This window comes from Bradyrhizobium huanghuaihaiense (genome assembly GCF_025200885.1).
Classification (GTDB): domain Bacteria; phylum Pseudomonadota; class Alphaproteobacteria; order Rhizobiales; family Xanthobacteraceae; genus Bradyrhizobium; species Bradyrhizobium huanghuaihaiense.
Genome location: NZ_CP104172.1, coordinates 8,717,270 through 8,736,114, shown reverse-complemented (window position 1 = coordinate 8,736,114; position 18,845 = coordinate 8,717,270). Strand labels below are relative to the sequence as shown.

Below are 18,845 nucleotides of genomic sequence, written 5' to 3'. Positions count from 1 at the left end.
TTTACCACTGTGCGTTTAGCCGACGCGGCGCTATGGGATGCTTGTCACTCAGACAAGTCTCGCGGATACCCATCTTTGTAGGATCGCCAGCCCACGGCCAATGACATCTCGCGTTTGCCAACTCTTCTGCTGCTATGACTTGCGAGATATACTGGCCTAAAACCTGGCCCATCAAACAGGAGGGCGCATCCTCCCGGCACGATGTTGATCTCGGCTAGCCCGGCGTAGGTTTCATACCTCCATTGCCTAGCTAACTACCGGGTTAACCCCTTTGATATTGACGGCAACGCGGGTGCGACTCGGCGCCTTTCCTCAAGAGAACTCGACGCTGTCCCTGCCGCGCCCACGCTGCCGGTGAAGTTAGCCCCGACGTGACTCGGCGCTTGTGCTGGTCCGAAAAAGCGCTGTCCCTACCACGCCCCACTAACTTCAGTGGCCAACCTTGCCATAACAACGCTAACCACCTCGCCTTCGCGGGAGTGTCTCAAGCTCCCACAGGCCGCGGAATTGTAGCGCCAAGAGCGATCAAGGGACGCCTACCAGGATTGGTGGCTGGCCTACGGGGTAAAGGCGCACTATCGGTGTGGTAATGGCCGCACGAGATGGGCACATGCACATCAACACGATTGCCCGCCAAGCTTGGGCAACTACGGGCGCTCACCTCAGCCACGTAGAAACGGACCCCGAGCATATCTGGCGAGCATGCAGACAAGCCGGCACTACAATCGTGGTGATACAGGCGTGGCGTGTGCGATGCTACGAGCCGCATGCAGGTTGACGACGTGCTCAAGCTTTAACTCAGTGAGCTGCTGCCGGTTTAATGGACACCGGGGTCAGCTAAACCCGTCTTGCGCCCGAACTTAACCGGGCTGACATAGGCGTGGTGGAGTAGTCCCTGCGAGGTCTTGTTGCAAAATCTTTCAGTTTAGCTGAACACGTTGGCGCGGGCCTCGTCTGGTTCTGTAGATCTTTCCTGCCGTCCGTTCGGTCTTGAGAAGAGAAGACGCTCTCCGTGGCCGCATCGTCCCACACTTCCCGGAACGGCTCATGCTGCAAAGGATGCCATGGTCGGCCATCAGGCGCTAGAACTGCTCGCTCGTGTGCCGGCGCACCAGTCGGGTGCTTCGCGATTATGGATGATACCTGGGCGACCACGCTACTTTCAAGCCGCCACCAAATATCGCTGGCCGACGCATTCCTCGGGATCGCGACAGCAACTGACGCCGCATGGCCGGCGCCACGGGCAAGTCCTCATCAGTTCGGAGAGGTCGCCGGGCCCAAAGATATCCATTTGGCCCTGTTTAGACTACGCACCCTCACGATCAGCAAACAACATTGGGAAAACGGCCATAAACTGGCTCCAAGGCTGCAAGCCAATCCCGCTGTCGAACGTGTTTTGCACCCAGCACCAGTTCCCCAAGCTTCGGTGGACATCAATGCCAATCACCCGTCGCATTCGCAAATCCTTCCAGACACGATGAGCCGAGAACTTAGGGCTGGTCGCCTCTGACACGCCGAGAGTGCGATCCGTAGTTGTCGTGTCGCCAGCAGCTCCCGTCAGGTCATTTGGAACCGAGAGTTTTTAGGCGCGAGCAGCCTTTTCGGAGTTGTGCTGAAGCGATGCCGCGCGCTCAGCTAGCGAGCGCAGCAGGGACAGCGTGGGGTTCTCACTCACTCGAGGCGCCGAGGCACGTCCGCGCTGCTCCGGAGGCGACATGGTGCATCGACAGCTAGGAATCCAAGCCGAGGCACCGGAAGCACGGTGCGGGCAGCCCGATATACACACGACACATGCAGGCCGCATTGATATCACGCGGGCTGCGCTGCAGGATCAGCCGGTTCCACAGCCCGCAGAAGCTGGTGAGCGATTTCGGGCTCAACCCGCGGCTGCGGCTGTCGAGACTGGGAGCTGCCCATCACGGCCGCATCAGTAAGATCGGCCGCAGTTATGCGCGCGCCATGCTGGTCGAGGCGGCCTTGGCTGCGCCCTAGGCACCCCGGTCCACTGCATGCGTTTGGTACTGCCGGTTCTGGCCGCGGCGGGCGATCTTAGCGATAGGCCATCGCACGCAGGTTAACTCCAGGGCCGCACGCACATCTCACAGGTTGTCCGTCACGGTCTGGGTGAGTCCTAGTGGCTCCAAGATTTCGTTGGCATAGGAGCAGCTTCGGCTATGCCAACGTATAGCTTTCGAAGGAATTCCTCCGCCGGCATTTATGAGGAGGACACGATCACTGGGTAGCCGAGGCGACGCTATGGGAGGCCATACAGTTGATCACACTTAAATCTGTTCAGATAAGTTTTCGTCATCCGGATTGGGACTGTACTGCGCATTCCAGAACACGAACGCCGAGATCGCAGAGCAAGCTTGGCAATGCGCTCGGCACGGAAAAGGTTGGCCGGGGCTGGCGGACAGTTCTTCTCTAGAACCGCATGAATTCAGGGCTAAGAGGTTAATTTGAAGGCGGCTCTCCGCTCTCCTCGCTGGACCAGACGGGAAGATGAACTGTTGCGCGAGCTTGTTGATGCAGGCGCGCCTGTGGAATCCATTTGCGAAACGCTCAATAGGCCCGAGCCGGAACTTCGGAGGCGTGGCTACTACATTGGCCTACCAAGGAAATGGTTTAAGCGAAGAGTCGCCCTCTGACGTTGAGGCCGCGCTCGACTGCGATCCTGGTGTTGGCAAAGTAAGGCGAGGCCGCCTCTTTCATTCAGCAAAAAAGGCGACGTCGACTTCCGGGCCCTCCGGCATACGACGATGGTAAGCGCGCATTTTGGCGCGCGGCTATGCGCTCACTCGGCCGCTGGCACGATCTGACGCCGGGCTGGCTTGATTGAGCCCGGCGATCGAACGTCAGCATCTTCGTCGACCCCACTCAGTTCGGACTGAACGAGGATCTCAGCACCTACACGCCCGATTTCTTGCAGGATGAGGGACTGTGCCGCGACGCCGATGTTGCGTTCCTCTTTGCGCCGGATGCACAGGAAGTTTATTCGAGTCATTTCGAGACGTTAATTGAACCGGGCGACCTCGCCAAACCTCTGTGCGGAGCCTTCAGGCCTGGACATTTTCGCGGTGTCGCGACTGTCGTATGCCAGTTGTTGAACATGGTGCAGCCCGACGTGCTGTTTTGTTGCCCGAAGGATTTTCAGCAATGCGCAGTCGTGCGTCGCATGGCGATTGATCTCAATCGCCCAATCGAGCTCGTCACCGTACCGACCGTTCGCGAGCAGGATGGGCTCGCGATGAGCCGTCGCAACCGGTATCTCGGAAGAAGGTCAGCGGGCCCTTGCGTTCAATCGTGGACTCTCCGCCGCGCTCGATGAATTCCGCCCGGGAGAAAGGCTAATTGCGATCGCCAATGCATTTAGAGACTGTTGACCGACTCCAGTATCTTGAACTTCTGGACGGTGACACGCTCAACGCCGCCCACAGTCCACGGCGACGCCCCGCGGCGCTTTGTGCAGCAGCCTACGTTGGATCGCCCGGCTGATCGACAACGTAATACTGGCGTTGCGCAACCCCGTAGCGCACTGCGTAGCCAACATTACGCAGCATATTGAGCTGGAAGAAGTGCTCAACCCAACCGTTCCGACCGTCTTGGTACCAAGGACGAACTCCGAGCAGACGTTGTTCAGCGAGTTAGCGATGCGAGAGGGGGGCTTGCGGAATATTGTAGGATCGAGAACTTTGCGTCTGGCAAGGTCACAAGTTTCGCGGGTCTGCGATCAGCGAGCGTTTCGACAAACCTTGGTATAGTGTTTTGCAGCCCATTCAATATTGCCCACTTACCTTTGTAGAGTTGAGCACCCGTCAGGTCGTTTGTACTTTCGATCGCGAACCCGGATCATTCGATCGACGGGCGGCGCGAAGCCCGAAGTGACGCCTTGCTAGAAGTCGTTGCGTTCCAATCAGGTGTGAGGACGAACATCTTGAGTCTGACCGTTGGCCGGCTGCACGCAAAAAGACTAGGGGGCTGTGTCTTAAAAAGGTGCCCACGATTCGAGATCGCGATGAGTGATCAGAACAGCGCAACCAACCTGCATTCAAGCGACGAAGGTGAAGAAGCGGAGGATTGGGCACGCTATGCTCCGCAACGTGTGAGTCCTTAGAGTAGCCGATAATGCTTCCCTCATATTACGGGCTTTAGCGCAGTCGCCGCATTGATAATCATTGCTGTACCGCAATTTGCTGGCGTAGTTGCATCCCCCTCTGGAAATGCGAGTCGAGATGGCGTTTACCGAGCTTTTCATCAAACGTCCGGTATTGTCTATTGTCGTCAGTCTCCTGATCTTGCTGGTCGGCTTTCGCGCGGCCACTGTGCTGCCGATCCGGCAATATCCCAAGCTGTCTAATACGGTCGTCAATATCACGACTTCCTATCCTGGCGCCTCCGCCGACATGATCCAGGGGTTCATCACGACTCCCCTGGAGCAGGCAGTCGCTTCCGCCGAGGGCGTCGACTACATCAGTTCCTCGTCGGTGCTCGGTACCTCGTCGATCCAAGTTTACATCAAGCTGAATTTTGATCCCAACGAGGCGCTCACCGAGGTGCTCTCCAAGGTCAACTCAGTCAAATATTTGATCCCAAAGGAATCAAACGATCCGGTCGTCACCAAATCGACCGGTCAGGCCACCGCTGTCATGTATATCGCGTTCTCCAGCGAGGAATTGACGGCAAGCGCGATCTCCGACTACCTCTCGCGCGTCGTGCAACCCGTTATGTCAACCGTCGATGGTGTCGCAGCGGCAGACATCCTGGGCGGTCAGAGTTTTGCGATGCGGCTATGGCTCGATCCTGTGAAAATGGCGGGGCACGGCGTGTCGCCGGCTGAAGTTTCGGCTGCAATCGCCGCTAACAACTTCCAGGCCGCAGCCGGCCAGACCAAGGGCAATTTCACTATCTCCGATGTCACTGCAAACACGGATCTGCGGAGTGTCGATGACTTCAAGCGCATGATCGTCAAAGCCAATGACGGCGGCTTTGTGCGCATGGAAGACATTGCCGTAGTCGAGCTTGCCGCGCAGACCGCAGACATCAGCGTCGCCATGAACGGCGAGCACGCGGTCTTTATCGGCGTTCAGGCGAGCCCGCAAGGCAATCCGCTAAACATAGTGCGAGGCGTTCAGGCCCTGTTTCCCGACATCGAGCGTAACTTGCCGCCGTCACTGAAGATGAAAGTTGCCTACGACTCCACCAAGTTCATTCAATCATCGATCGATGAAGTGGAGACGACGCTCATTGAGGCCGTCGTTGTCGTGGTGGTGGTGATCTTCCTATTCCTGGCCTCGCTGCGGTCGGTCATCATTCCTGTAGTCACTATTCCTTTGTCGCTCGTTGGTGTCTGCAGCATGATGCTGGCGCTCGGGTTTTCATTGAATCTCCTGACCCTTCTTGCCATGGTTCTCGCGATCGGTCTCGTGGTCGACGACGCGATCGTGGTGGTGGAGAATATTCATCGCCATTTAGAAGAAGGTGCGCCGCCTGTCCAAGCTGCTACGAGGGGCGCGCGAGAGATCGTCGGCCCCGTTGTATCCATGACGATTACCTTGGCTGCTGTATATGCCCCAATCGGATTTCTCGGCGGCCTCACCGGTGCGCTGTTCCGCGAGTTCGCGTTTACGCTAGCCGGAGCGGTAATCGTGTCGGGCGTGATCGCTTTGACGCTGTCGCCGATGATGTGCTCGCTCTTCCTGCAGCGCGCTGAGGAGGGGCGGGTCGCAAGAGTTGTGAACCGCGGGTTCGGCGCCATGACACGATGGTACGGCCGCAAGCTCGACCGCTCGCTCGACTATCGTCCGATTACCGGGCTGTTTGCGCTGACCATGTTGGGCCTCGTCGGCTTTCTCTATATGAATATTTCCAAGGAACTCGCACCCGAGGAGGATCAAGGTATCGTTTTCGCTCTAATCAAGGCCCCGAAATACGCCAATATCGACTACCTCGACTACTACGGGAGCAAGCTTGAGAAGGCGTTACAGAAATTTTCCGAGACTGATTTGAGTTTCGTGCTCAATGGCATTAGCGGCCAGCAGAGTGGCATGGCCGGCATGTTGCTCAAGCCATGGGACGAGCGCAAGCGCTCATCGAGCGCCCTACAGTCCCTTGTCCAAGCCGAGCTGTCGAAAATCGAAGGGATTAACGCGTTTGCCTTTAGCTTGCCGCCACTTCCTGGCGGCTCTGGTGGCCTACCAGTGCAGATGGTGATCAATTCGACGCTTGGCTTCCAATCTGTCTACGAGCAAATGTCGAAGCTGAAGGATGCCGCGCGCAAGAGCGGCCTGTTCATGGTGAGCGACTCCGACCTCGAGTTCAACCAGCCGGTGGTACGAATCAAGGTTGATCGATCCAAGGCCAACGAGCTTGGCATCACCATGCAGACCATCGGTAGCGCGCTCGCCACCTTACTTGGCGGTAACTACGTCAATCGCTTCAATCTGCAGGGGCGCTCCTACCAGGTGATCCCGCAGGTGCCACGTGAGGAACGCCTGGCGCCGCAAGCAATCGGGAGCTATTATGTGAAGGCTGCGACGGGGGCGATGCTCCCGCTGTCTACCGTAGTTTCCATCGAGACTGCGACCGATCCGAACGCGCTCACCCACTACAATCAGCTCAACTGCGCGACCTTTCAGGCTGTGCCGATGCCCGGCGTCACGATCGGTCAGGCTGTGGACTTCCTCGAAGCCGAGGCAAACAAACTGCCCACGGGTTTCAGCCACGACTTTCTCGCCGACGCCCGGCAATATGTGCACGAGGGCAACCAACTGGCGATTACCTTTTCTTTTGCAATCATCATCATCTTCTTGGTGCTTGCGGCGCAGTTCGAAAGTCTGCGCGATCCCTTCATCATCATGATCAGCGTGCCGATGGCAATCGTCGGCGCCTTGATCCCGCCATTCTTTGGCTGGGCGACTATGAACATCTACACCCAGGTCGGATTGTTGACACTGGTCGGGTTGATTTCCAAGCACGGCATCCTAATGGTTGAGTTCGCCAATGAGCTGCAGCTCAAAAAGGGGCTTGACCGTCGCTCAGCTATAGAAATTGCCGCGCGCGTCCGACTGCGTCCAATCTTGATGACTACGGCGGCGATGGTCACGGGCTTCATACCCTTGTTGACTGCAACGGGAGCTGGCGCCGCGAGCCGCTTCTCGATCGGGCTCGTGCTCGTCGCTGGCATGTCTGTCGGCACGCTGTTCACGCTCTTCGTGCTGCCGGCGGTCTATGTTGCTATCGCGTCCGATCACCGTGCCGATGCAAGCTCCGGCCGCGCGAAGATTGCCGCCGAGCTCGACCTCACCGGCGCTGCTGATGCCCAGCTGGCCAAGCAATGACGATAGATTCAAGCCAGTTCGCTCGGTGTGGTGAGCGGAGGAGCCTGCGACCGGTTCCGCTGGGGAGGAGAGAGTTGATGCTCGCCTGATAAAAATGGCTTCGTCCTCCACCGAACGAGAGGTGAACTTTGGCTTCTTGGGTCCTGTCTTCAGATCACTGACGGAGCCAGGTCTCTTCCACTTGGCGACCGAGTTGGGATTGATCCCGTAGCGCTTAGTCTCTAGCCAGCGCTCTTAAGCTCTCTTGACTGTTTTGTATTACTCGACGGACCGCCTTCGCCGTGCTGGCGCAGCCGTGTAAAACTTGTCCCATAGCTTCCTTCGAATCGTGCGATAAGGTTGCACCATCAAAGCCCGGGACTAAACATCTAGCGAACCTGACCCCGCCGTAAGCGCGCCGCAGGCAAGCGGACGACGATCTGGCTGTCCGTGATGTCGACGACTTCCTTGCGCTTCCTCCCGTCATCGTACCGCAATTCGAACGTCACTCCCGATGCAGATGGGGCAAAGGGCTCAGGCGTAAGGCTGATCCGCCCCTCCCCCAAATTTAGAATGATCGGTCGATCCGCCCGGAATCGGGCGTCGAGCAGGACCAAGTCCAATCGGAGAGACTGGAGGCGCACGTTGAGCCGTCGCCGCACGCCATCACGTGGCCAGATATGCAGGGTGTGAGCGAACGTCTCGATGGTGCCACCGTAACAAACCTGCCCAAAGATGGGATCGTCGGCAACGATCGTCGCGGCAGCGCGGACCGCCCCACAAAATCCCAGGTCGATCTCGCACGAGTAATACCACGATCCACGGTGATGCGGCTGACCGAGCCATGTGGTCCCGCTCGGCGCCGGCTCGAAGCCGCCACCGGCCGCGCCGTCATTCTCCTCGCCCGGATACCAATAGCCATGACCGGCCGACGCAGGACCGCTGTTCAGCAAAGCCCACGCGCTGAGTTGTGACGCATAGCCGAGACGAAGGAGCGGATGCGGGTCGTCTGCATCGTTCAGCGCATGATCAAGCAGCGCCCAGCCACCCATCTGCGCCATGTAAGTCAGCGTATAGGCGTCGCCCGCAGTGCGGCGATAATCGCTGCCCAAGTAGTAATAAGCAGGTTCCAGCCAGCCACGGCAGAACAGATTTGCAGCGATCTGACGCTCCGCGAAGGCACGCGCTGTCGCCTTCGAAACCCCCATGGCGACAGGATCGTCAAGGGCCGAGCGCGCCAGTGCCTGCGTTGATTCGAAGCCTGTGGAATCGAATGGATATTCAGACTTGAACAGGTCCGTCTTCGGATCGACGAAGGCGCGCACCTTACGCGCCCAGTGCGCCTCCAATGTCGCCGCCTCGTGCGTCAAGCCCGCCGTCGTGAGCGCCGAAACCAGTTCGGGGATGACACATTCGTTGGTGCAGCCGATGCGGTAGGCAGACCACATCACCACGCGCATCGGCACCGTGAACATGGCCAGCGCCGTACCGTAGGCGCGTACCAAATAATCTCGTGCGCTCTGGCGGGTGGGTATCGCGGGATGGTCACGCGCGATGCGGTGCATGGCCAAATACATCGCGAAGATGTGCGGATAGTCATAAGGCCGCCAGATATGCAGGCGACCCTTTGGGCCGGGATCGCGGCTTTCCCTGTTCTGCTTCCAATCGGGTATGCCGTAGAGGCCGTAGGCGTATGCCTCCTGTGTGGTACGTTGCAGCCCGCCCCAGACGAATGTATCTATATACCGATCCAGCGCCGCTACTTCCGCCACATCAGGATGCTCGGCATTCTTGGTCGCGAGGTAAGCGGGCTTGCTCAGCCCGGGATCGTCGCACGTCACCTCGTAGATGCGCCAGCCCTTGATCCGGTCGTAATTGTCCGGGCCAAGCAGGACCTGCGTCTCCATATTCCACTCGCCAAACAAACTGTCGTACCATTTGGAAGGGTCACGATGCTGCCGCTTCACGATGAAGGTTGCGCGCTTCTTCATCATCGTCTCGACGGGCTCGGTAGCGAAGAATTCAAGAAAGGTCTGGCGCGCACCAGGCTGGTGCAGGATCAGCCGGTTCTCGCCCAATCGCGAAAACCGGACCCGCCACAGTTGCCTGCCAGCCCGATCCGGCAACCGTTGCACCACCGTGTCGTCGGTAAATTCCGCTTCGATTCGCTCCACCGGAATGGAGGACGCGAGCGCGATGTCGACATGCAGGTCGTTGGGAACCGTCATGCCGGGCATTACTTCCACGTCCACCAGACCGGCGTTCGCGATGGCCCTGCGCGCCGCCTCGTAATCGGCAACCCACTGGAAGCGGAGACGGTAATGCCGTTGCTCGGCCGGCGACAGGGACAGGGAATGGGTCGGCTGTCGCCAGCGAGTCCCGCCCGCCACTGCCTCGCCGGCGGCCGCCCCACCCAAGATGTAGGCGCACCACGTCCCACTGGCTTCGGCCGAATCCTTGTGGACATCCCAATATTCCAGTGACGTGTCCGCGTCCGGTAAGAGCATGAGGAAGGGACCGGTGCTGTTGCCGCGAATCCAGAAGATGTGCGATCCATGCCCCGAGACGAAGCTGTGCTTCAAAACAGCCACCGATACCGGTTGCCCTGCCGGAAATTCGGTGTTCATCGGCATGGGCAAATAGAGGTCGCCAACCTCCACGCTCGCCATGGCGTCGTTCCGCAGCGTGATCTCCCACGTCAATCCAGCCTCGTCGACTGCGAGGCGGGTCGTGAGAAGGACACCGGCATCACGGGCGGCTAGTTCAAGGGCCGCGCTTTGCATCGGCTTCGTTGCATCAACGCTGGTTCGAAGCGTATGCCACTCGGAACCGGCACGGCGAACTCTAGCGTGAGCCGTCCCCAGCACGGCTCCAGGCAGAACATAATCCGTGTCATACGCATCGTTACGATAACGCAACGAGGTAATGCCGTCTTGTGTGCACCCAACGACGAAGGGAGAGTCGGCCGCCTCCAACACCATGGCAACGTTGCGCTGCGGCCGATTGGGTGTAGGCACCATAACGCCCCCGAACAACGCGCTACCCAAGAAGCTACTGCCCAACAGCATCGTACGACGCGTATACGTCCGGGCTTTAGACATGCCTTTGGTCTTCGTCAACTACCGTATCCGGTATCGCTACATACGGATGATCAAGGCGTGCCGTTTCCCGCCGTAAACGTCAACGCGACAAAGCGACATACGTTCTCAAGTACCCAGCGTTCGGTCGGCACCGCTTCGGCACCATCGGTCCTGATGGTGCCCTCGGACACCAGACCTTGCACGCAAGGAGGCCAAGCTGCTCTGGGTCTGGTTGCCAATGGCAAAGACGCGGTCGACGACAAAGCCACGGCGCGCCTGAGGCGCCCATATAAGGACCATGATCCCAGCTTCAATCCAATCACGCTGAAGCCACCAAGGAGGTCGATCATCGAATCCCCCTGGGCGATCGTCTTGCCATCCGCGCTCAACTGGGAGGCAAAATTGATCGTTACGTGAGGTCAGCTAGGATGGTCGTTCACCGCCGATTGATACGTATGATCGGCCCGTTATCGGGAACAGGCAGATCACTCGGGTGCCGTCCGTCGCTGTCGGCCCGATACGCCCGGTACGCCAGCCGAATCCCGTCCTCGAGCGAGGTCGTGGCGCGCCAGCCGAGCCCGGACAGCCGCCCGACGTCGAGCAGCTTGCGCGGCGTGCCGTCCGGGCGCGACGCGTCGAAGCTGATCTCACCGCGAAAACCGACGGCGGCCGCCACCATGAGTGCTAACTCGGCGATGCTGATGTCCTCGCCGGTACCGATATTCACCAATTCCGGCGAGGAATAGGTCTTCATCAGATGGATACAGGCGTCGGCGAGATCGTCGACGTAGAGAAATTCCCGGCGCGGCGTGCCGGTGCCCCACACCACCACGTTGCCGCCGCCCGAAATCTTGGCCTCGTGGAAGCGGCGGATCAGCGCGGCAATGACGTGGCTGTATTCGGGGTGATAATTGTCGCCGGGGCCGTAGAGATTGGTCGGCATCACGCTTATGAAATCGGCGCCGTACTGGCTGCGATAGGCCTCGGCCATCTTGAGGCCGGCGATCTTGGCGATGGCATAGGGTTCGTTGGTCGGCTCCAGCGGGCCCGCCAACATCGAATCCTCTCGCAGCGGCTGCGGCGCCAGGCGCGGATAAATGCAGGAGGAGCCGAAGAACATCAGCTTCTCGCATCTAGTGGCATGGGCCGCCTGGATCACGTTGCTCGATATCGCCAGATTGTCGTAGAGAAACTCGGCGCGCAGTGTGTTGTTGGCGACGATGCCGCCAACCTTAGCGGCGGCGAGGAACACGGCCTGCGGCCGCTTCGCGGCAAACCAGGCATTCACCGCGGCCTGGTCGCGCAGGTCGACCTCGCTCCGCGACACCGTCAAGAGATCGGCCTGTTCGCGCGCCAGCCGACGCATCAGCGCCGCGCCGACCATGCCGCGATGGCCTGCGACGAAAACCCTCTTGCCCTTCAGCTCAAACGCCGTGCTTGCCATCGGCTGCGTCCTGCCTCGCTTGGACGAGATCGCTGGCGACCATTTCCTTCACCAATTGCGAGAACGGCGTCTTCGGCGCCCAGCCGAGTTTCGCGCGCGCCTTGCTGGCGTCGCCGATCAGGAGATCAACCTCGGTCGGACGGAAATAGGTCGGATCGATCTGCACCAAGGTCTTGCCAGACGTCTTGTCGACGCCGACCTCCTCGATGCCCTTGCCGCGCCATTCGATGCTGCGTCCGACCTCGGCAAACGCCAACTCGACGAACTCCCGGACCGACCGCGTCTCGCCGGTCGCTAGCACGAAGTCACCGGGCTCGTCGACCTGCAGGATCCTGTGCATGCCCTCGATATAGTCGCGAGCATGGCCCCAGTCGCGCTTGGCGTCGAGATTGCCGAGATAAAGCTTGTTCTCGAGGCCGACCTCGATGGCGGCGACAGCGCGCGTGATCTTGCGCGTCACGAACGTCTCGCCGCGAATCGGACTCTCATGATTGAACAGGATGCCGTTGCTGGCGAACATGCCATACGCCTCACGGTAGTTCACCGTGATCCAGTAGCCATAGAGCTTGGCGACGCCATAAGGCGAACGCGGATAGAATGGCGTGGTTTCCCTCTGCGGCACCTCTTGCACGAGCCCGTAAAGCTCCGAAGTCGAGGCCTGGTAGAACCGTGTCTCATTTTCCATGCCGAGGATGCGGATCGCTTCCAAAAGGCGCAGCACGCCGATCGCATCGGCATTGGCGGTGTATTCCGCGCTCTCGAAACTGACCTGAACGTGGCTCTGGGCGGCCAGGTTATAGATCTCTGTCGGCCGGATCTGCTGTACCAGCCGTATCAGATTGGTCGAATCCGTCATGTCGCCATAGTGCATCAGGAACCGCACGTCGCCGGCATGCAGATCTTGATAGAGATGATCGACGCGCGCGGTGTTGAATGAGGACGACCGGCGCTTGATCCCATGCACGGTGTAGCCGAGACCGAGCAAATACTCGGTGAGATATGCGCCGTCCTGCCCGGTGACGCCGGTAATCAGCGCAACGCGCCGCTTTGAATCCTGAGCCGCCATGGTCTCCCTTAGTTACGTCGTAAAGAGCCCCGCTGTGAAGCACCATTGCGAAGCCGTTTCTCGAAAAATCTAGATGCGCACGCGCGCTCCACCCGCAATTAAAGGAAAGCGATCGTTAGCTCCAGTCATACACATCATGCAGGAATGCACACCATATACATTGATTTATAATTGGACTGAAGGATGCCAACACATTCAGCTTCAAAAAATGGAGCCACTAACCCTCGCAACGCGATGATCCCAAGCAGGCGAGATGGATGGCAAACGACGTTACGCGTGCTCCGCAACGGTCTGTGCTCCTTATCTATCCTCAGGCGCATGTATGCATTCTCGTGGTGGTCTCGTCATTGCGAAGAGCGCCGAGTTGAGGCCGCAGTCGTCAATGCATTTCTTGGAATGACGGCATGCAAGCCAGCACCAGTCAAGCCTGCGCATCTGGTCGCAGTCTACAAAGCGCTGTTAACTTCCGAACAGAACACGCAGTCTTAGCGGTCGACTCATCAACCATGATCAGCGCTGTTGCCAATATCCAATTCGTGGCAGGAAGTGGACGACCGACAAGACAAAATGAGAAAGAGTAACAAACGTTGGTATAGATCGTGGAACGTTTAGATATCCAGAGCTTACGTTCGTACAATGGAGCTTCGACGTTAATCCTTTTACCTTGACCGCGCGTAAGTTGGCCTAGGTCCGAGTATGATAAGTCTCTTAAACCCGCGCGGGAAAAATGTCTCCAGTAAGACAGGACAATTCAAGCTAGAGCTGCTGCGCAGTTTGTACTCGATCGGCAATCAAAAGCGGAATGTGGCCGGGCGAAGCGATGATGGCTGAAGGAGGTCTAACTCACGCTTGCGAATGCGGCGGCGATACAGGCCGCCGCGAAAAAGCCCGAGCTTGACACCTCTTACCATCGGGCAAGCGAATTTCATGATCGGATTCCTGTAGGGGGACCTCGGACTCCTTGAACTTGGGCTGCATTGATCGATATGTGTGGAATTGTTGGCATTTTGGGGCGTGGTCCGGTCGTTGGCCAGTTGGTCGCGTCGCTCAAGCGATTGGAATATCGTGGCTATGACTCCGCAGGCCTCGCGACCCTCGAAGGTCTCCGTATCGAGCGCCGCCGCGCTGAAGGTAAGTTGAGAAACCTTGAAGAGCAGCTGCGCTATTATCCGCCGTTGGGTCATACCGGCATCGGTCATACCCGCTGGGCGACTCACGGAAAGCCGACCGAGAGCAATGCTCACCCGCATGCGACGGAAAATGTCGCGGTTGTTCATAACGGGATCATTGAGAATTTCCGCGAGCTGCGAGCCGAACTGGAGCGGAATGGAGCCCATTTTAACTCAGAGACAGACACGGAGGTGGTGGCGCATCTCGTCGAATCTTATCTCAAGAGGGGCTACTCGCCGCGGGATGCGGTACAGGCGTCGCTGCCACGACTGCGCGGTGCGTTCGCGCTGGCATTCCTTTTCAAAGCTCACGACGATCTTTTGATCGGTGCGCGTAAGGGGTCCCCCCTTGCGATCGGACATGGTGACGGCGAAGTGTATCTAGGATCGGACGCGATCGCGCTCGCGCCTCTTACCGACACCATCACCTATCTTGAAGACGGCGACTGGGCCGTGCTTACGCGCACGATGTGCGTGATTTATAGCGCGGACGGATCTGTCGTCCAGCGGGAAACATCAAAGTCTGGCGTATCGTCACTCCTCGTGGACAAAGCGAATTATCGCCACTTCATGGCCAAGGAAATCCACGAGCAGCCGATAGTGGCCGGCAAGACATTGGCGCATTATCTCGATATGGCCGCCAAGCGCGTCGTCCTGCCGGTCACATTGCCGTTCGACTTTAAAACCATTCAGCGTATCTCAATTACCGCGTGCGGCACTGCAAGCTATGCCGGGCACATCGCCAAATACTGGTTCGAGCGGCTGGCGCGCTTGCCTGTCGAGATCGATGTAGCGTCCGAGTTCCGCTACAGGGAGGCGCCTTTGCGCCGGGGCGATCTCGCGATCGTCATCTCGCAGTCGGGCGAAACCGCTGACACGCTAGCTGCACTGCAATATGCCAAGAACCAGGGCGTGCACACGATATCTGTGGTCAACGTCGCAACGTCGACGATTGCGCGCGAGAGCGAATCCGTTCTGCCGACGCTGGCGGGGCCGGAAATCGGCGTCGCCTCCACCAAGGCATTCATCTGCCAGCTGATGGTATTAGCGGCGCTTGCCGTCGCAGCAGGCAAAGAGCGCGGTAAGGTGTCTGAGATCGATGAAACGAGGCTCGTGCGTGAGCTTATCGAAGTGCCGCGGTTGATTGCTGCGGCGCTGTTGATCGAGCCGCAGATCGAGAAGCTCGCGCGTTCTATCGCCGATTCAAGGGACGTGCTCTATGTCGGTCGTGGCACATCGGCCCCCTTGGCGTTGGAGGGCGCACTCAAGCTGAAGGAAATTGCCTATATCCACTCAGAAGGTTATGCCGCCGGCGAGCTCAAGCACGGACCGATCGCACTGATCGATGAGGCCGTGCCTGTGGTGGTGATCGCACCTTATGATGATGTCTTCGAGAAGACCGTCTCGAATATGCAAGAAGTTGCGGCTCGAGGCGGCAAAATCATCCTGATCACCGATTCGAAGGGTGCTTTGGAAGCGGCGGTGGACACACTCATGACCATTGTGCTGCCTGAGATGGTCGCAAGCTTTACGCCGATGGTCTATGCCATTCCGATTCAACTCTTGGCTTACCATACCGCTCTCGTAAGGGGCGCGGACGTGGATCAGCCGCGTAACCTAGCAAAATCGGTGACTGTGGAATGAGGCTACAGTGTTATATCGGACCTTGAGGGCACTAATGGCCTGGGCGAGCTCAGAAAGAGAACGATCCCTGTATCAATAGGTCAATCATAGACCGATCAGCTCGATGAGCAGAATCAGCCCTGCTTGCGTCATCATCGTCAACCGACTAACGTAATGGGAGCGAGCGTTACCTTCCTGCCGTTCGAGCGGAACGAACGGTCGATAACAAGTGGGATTACGGACAATTGGAAGATCGAAGTCGGCTCTCGGTTACCCAGCCCGCGATCTGCTTTGCAGGGCCAAGTCAGCCTGAAGCTCGGTTTACAAAAGATACTCTCTAACTCATCCTCCCACCTCGCCGATGTCGACGACCAAGTCGGCGCACAACGGCTTCGGGCCGCTCCGGCCCAGCTTATTCACTGGCGGCGCATACGTGCGACAACTTACTTTTCCCGATTGCCAGCATTCGCGCGATGTCGGGCACGTCGAGCATGCATCTCGCCCCGGGACGATTGCTTAGGATTAGCAGTCCAGTGTGTCTCTTCGATCGCGCGTGGCAGCGGTTCACGCAATCTGGTTGGGCCACACGCGCCACCGCGGCCCTCCGGCCTGATACGTGTCATCAAATGGATTGTTAGATACCTGACATTCCCGCGCAAGGTCGAGGGCCCAAAACCACGTGCAGGGGCCGCCGCACCGGAAGGGCGCGGCGCCCCTGGCCTATATGTGGCAGGCGAGTACTATTGACCACCATCTGATCCAGCGACAGTCACCCGCTCGTATAGCAGGATCGATTAGCCTTGCGACGACGTGGGATTAGTACGACTGCCAAATCCGGTTGATGGGCCAGCGATCGCATCGGGTTGCTAACGCGGAGCTGCAGATCGGGTTGCCAGAAGAACCGGTCCTCATAATCGGCATGGGAATTGCTGTCGTCCCCCTCGTCGAACGACTGCTGTCAACGCACCGTCCGGGAGTGCGGCGCCTGGGTAGCCTCACCATTTCTATCGTTTGAACCCTCGCACCGAGACTACAAGTGTGCAGCCGCAGATCTCAGAGCCACGACCTTAACGACGCAATCGTGGTGAGGTGGCTTACTAGGCTCCGTTCGCCACACGCCAAGGAGGAACGAGATGAGTGATCGGAACGCGGCCGAAGTCGATCTTCACAATCTAGAAGTCTTGGATCCGCTGATTGGGCAATGCCAGCAACTGGTCAGGGAAGTGGCAATTCCCTACCAATGGGAGGTGCTAAACGATCGGAATCCTGAGGCGATACCGAGCCACGCGGTAGAGAACTTCCGTGTTGCGGCCGGACGTGCGAGGGGCGAGTTCCATGGCATGGTTTTTCAGGATAGTGACGTCGCAAAATGGCTTGAGGCGGCTGCATGGTCGCTATGCCAGACACCAAATCCAGACCTGGAGAAAGCCGCCGATGAGCTGATTGAATTGATGGCGGACGCCCAATGTGGCGACGGCTATCTCAACACCTATTTCATACTGAACGCGCCTCAGGAGCGCTGGACCAACCTAGCGGAGTGCCACGAACTATATTGCGCGGGCCACTTGATTGAAGCAGGTGTCGCGTTCTTTCAGGCAACTGGCAAACGGCGATTGCTGGAGGTCGTTTGCAGGCTTGCTGACCACCTCGGCACAGTTTTCGGCCCAGAGCGCGATCAGTTGCACGGCTACGATGGCCATCCGGAAATCGAACTTGCGTTGGCACGCCTCTACGAAGCGACAAAGGAGCGGCGATATCTCACACTAGCCAATTATTTCGTGGAGCAACGCGGCACGGAGCCGCACTTCTACGACATTGAGTACGAGAAGCGCCAGCAATCCCGCGCCGCCAAATCCGTCGGCACGCCTTGGATGATAAAAAACAAAGCGTATAGCCAAGCGCACTTGCCGCTCTCGGAGCAGCGGACTGCAACAGGTCATGCAGTTCGTTTTGCATACCTAATGACGGCAGTAGCTCATCTCGCGCGTCTGCGCCAGAACGAGCAGCAGCGCCAAACTTGCCTACGGCTATGGCAAAACACGGTCCAACGCCAGCTCTATATTACCGGAGCCATCGGCTCGCAAGGTGCCGGCGAAGCGTTCAGCAGCGATTACGATTTGCCGAATGATACGGCGTACGCGGAAAGTTGCGCGTCGATTGGCTTGATGATGTTTGCGCGCCGTATGCTGGAGTTGGAACTGGACAGTCGCTATGCCGACGTGATGGAGCGAGCGCTCTACAATACCGTTCTCGGCAGTATCGCGTTCGACGGGCGTCACTATTTTTATGTTAACCCGCTCGAAGTGCATCCAAAAACGCTGAAGTCTAATGGCATCTACAATCATGTCTCGCCGGTGCGACGACCTTGGTTTGGCTGCGCCTGCTGTCCACCGAACATCGCACGGCTTTTCACATCGATTGGTCATTACATCTACACGCCCAGCACCGATGCGCTCTATGTAAATCTCTACGTTGGTAATAGAGTAGCAATATCCGTCGACGGACATGCGCTGCGGTTGCTCATAAGCGGCAGCTATCCCTGGAGAGAAGAGGTGGAAATTGCCGTCGAATCTGCGCCGCCAATTGCCCACACGCTCGCCCTGCGCCTGCCAGAATGGTGCAGCGTGCCGCAGGCGAGCCTGAACGGCGAGCCTGTGAATTGCGAGCCGCGCAAGGGCTATTTGCACATCAGCCGAACGTGGCAGCAGGGAGATCGCGTCAAATTATCGCTGCCGATGCAAGTGCGTCGCGTATACGGCCATCCACAACTTCGCAATTTGGCCGGCAAGGTGGCCATCCAGCGTGGCCCCTTAATTTATTGTCTGGAGGAGGCCGACAACGGGACCGAGTTACACAACCTTTGGCTTCACTCAGACAGCCGGTTTTCCCTTATGGAAGGATCTGGTCTCTTTAACGGCAAGATTTTGCTGCAGGCCGACGGGGCGCGGTTGCAACACACGCATTCTGAAGAAACGGCGCTTTATAACTACGACAAAGTGCCTGGACAGCTAGAACCGCAGCGGCTGACATTCATTCCGTGGTTCAGCTGGGGTAACCGCGGCGAAGGCGAAATGCGGATTTGGATAAACGAGCGCTGACGCCGGACGCGCGGGTCGCGCTTCCACGAGTCGACGTTAGACGGCCTTT

At 58.4% G+C, this 18,845-nt stretch carries 7 protein-coding genes and 3 pseudogenes; 5 read left to right on the top strand and 5 right to left on the bottom strand.

The window, feature by feature from the left end; translation table 11 throughout:
• Positions 1–817: 817 nt before the first annotated feature.
• Positions 818–1,106 (bottom strand): annotated as a pseudogene (locus N2603_RS40750) (IS3 family transposase); the annotation flags it as partial.
• Between the two features lie 685 nt (positions 1,107–1,791).
• Between N2603_RS40750 and N2603_RS40745 the strand changes: the two are divergent.
• The 3 genes and pseudogenes from N2603_RS40745 to N2603_RS40735 all read left to right on the top strand — a co-directional run bounded on the left by N2603_RS40745 (position 1,792) and on the right by N2603_RS40735 (position 7,337).
• Positions 1,792–1,992: a transposase gene (locus N2603_RS40745; protein ID WP_260386620.1), complete on the top strand. Its 201-nt coding sequence runs from the start codon at positions 1,792–1,794 to the stop codon at positions 1,990–1,992.
• 862 nt (positions 1,993–2,854) lie between these two features.
• A pseudogene (locus tag N2603_RS40740) lies at positions 2,855–3,515 on the top strand (4-phosphopantoate--beta-alanine ligase); the annotation flags it as partial.
• 717 nt (positions 3,516–4,232) lie between these two features.
• The gene (locus N2603_RS40735) at positions 4,233–7,337 is read left to right on the top strand and encodes an efflux RND transporter permease subunit (RefSeq protein WP_260386619.1); all 3,105 of its coding nucleotides are present in this window, start codon (positions 4,233–4,235) and stop codon (positions 7,335–7,337) included.
• Positions 7,338–7,426: 89 nt separating this feature from the next.
• Here N2603_RS40735 and N2603_RS40730 read toward each other — a convergent pair.
• The 4 genes and pseudogenes from N2603_RS40730 to gmd all read right to left on the bottom strand — a co-directional run.
• Positions 7,427–7,650, bottom strand: a pseudogene (locus N2603_RS40730) (transposase); the annotation flags it as partial.
• A gap of 55 nt (positions 7,651–7,705) precedes the next feature.
• Positions 7,706–10,435, bottom strand: a complete 2,730-nt coding sequence (locus N2603_RS40725) for a DUF5695 domain-containing protein (RefSeq protein ID WP_260386618.1) — start codon at positions 10,433–10,435, stop codon at positions 7,706–7,708.
• Positions 10,436–10,832: 397 nt separating this feature from the next.
• Positions 10,833–11,840, bottom strand: coding sequence for a GDP-L-fucose synthase family protein (locus N2603_RS40720; protein ID WP_311740858.1), 1,008 nt, complete (start codon positions 11,838–11,840; stop codon positions 10,833–10,835).
• Complete coding sequence (gene gmd, locus N2603_RS40715; RefSeq protein WP_260386617.1) at positions 11,821–12,906, bottom strand: GDP-mannose 4,6-dehydratase; 1,086 nt, start codon at positions 12,904–12,906, stop codon at positions 11,821–11,823. Before gmd ends, N2603_RS40720 begins: the two co-directional genes overlap by 20 nt.
• Before the next feature lie 986 nt (positions 12,907–13,892).
• On the opposite strand from gmd, the gene glmS reads away from it, so the two are divergent.
• On the top strand, positions 13,893–15,719 hold the full coding sequence (glmS, locus tag N2603_RS40710) for a glutamine--fructose-6-phosphate transaminase (isomerizing) (RefSeq protein ID WP_260424392.1): 1,827 nt from the start codon (positions 13,893–13,895) through the stop codon (positions 15,717–15,719).
• Positions 15,720–16,831: 1,112 nt separating this feature from the next.
• A complete protein-coding gene (locus tag N2603_RS40705; RefSeq protein ID WP_260386616.1) occupies positions 16,832–18,796 on the top strand; it encodes a glycoside hydrolase family 127 protein in 1,965 nt (654 codons plus the stop codon).
• Positions 18,797–18,845 lie beyond the last annotated feature (49 nt).

Bases quoted from the DNA above. Each gene is read 5' to 3' on its own strand.
- N2603_RS40745 (WP_260386620.1), top strand. From the start codon at position 1,792: ATGCAGGCCGCATTGATATCACGCGGGCTGCGCTGCAGGATCAGCCGG.
- N2603_RS40735 (WP_260386619.1), top strand. From the start codon at position 4,233: ATGGCGTTTACCGAGCTTTTCATCAAACGTCCGGTATTGTCTATTGTC.
- N2603_RS40720 (WP_311740858.1), bottom strand. From the start codon at position 11,840: ATGGCAAGCACGGCGTTTGAGCTGAAGGGCAAGAGGGTTTTCGTCGCA.
- gmd (WP_260386617.1), bottom strand. From the start codon at position 12,906: ATGGCGGCTCAGGATTCAAAGCGGCGCGTTGCGCTGATTACCGGCGTC.
- glmS (WP_260424392.1), top strand. From the start codon at position 13,893: ATGTGTGGAATTGTTGGCATTTTGGGGCGTGGTCCGGTCGTTGGCCAG.
- N2603_RS40705 (WP_260386616.1), top strand. From the start codon at position 16,832: ATGAGTGATCGGAACGCGGCCGAAGTCGATCTTCACAATCTAGAAGTC.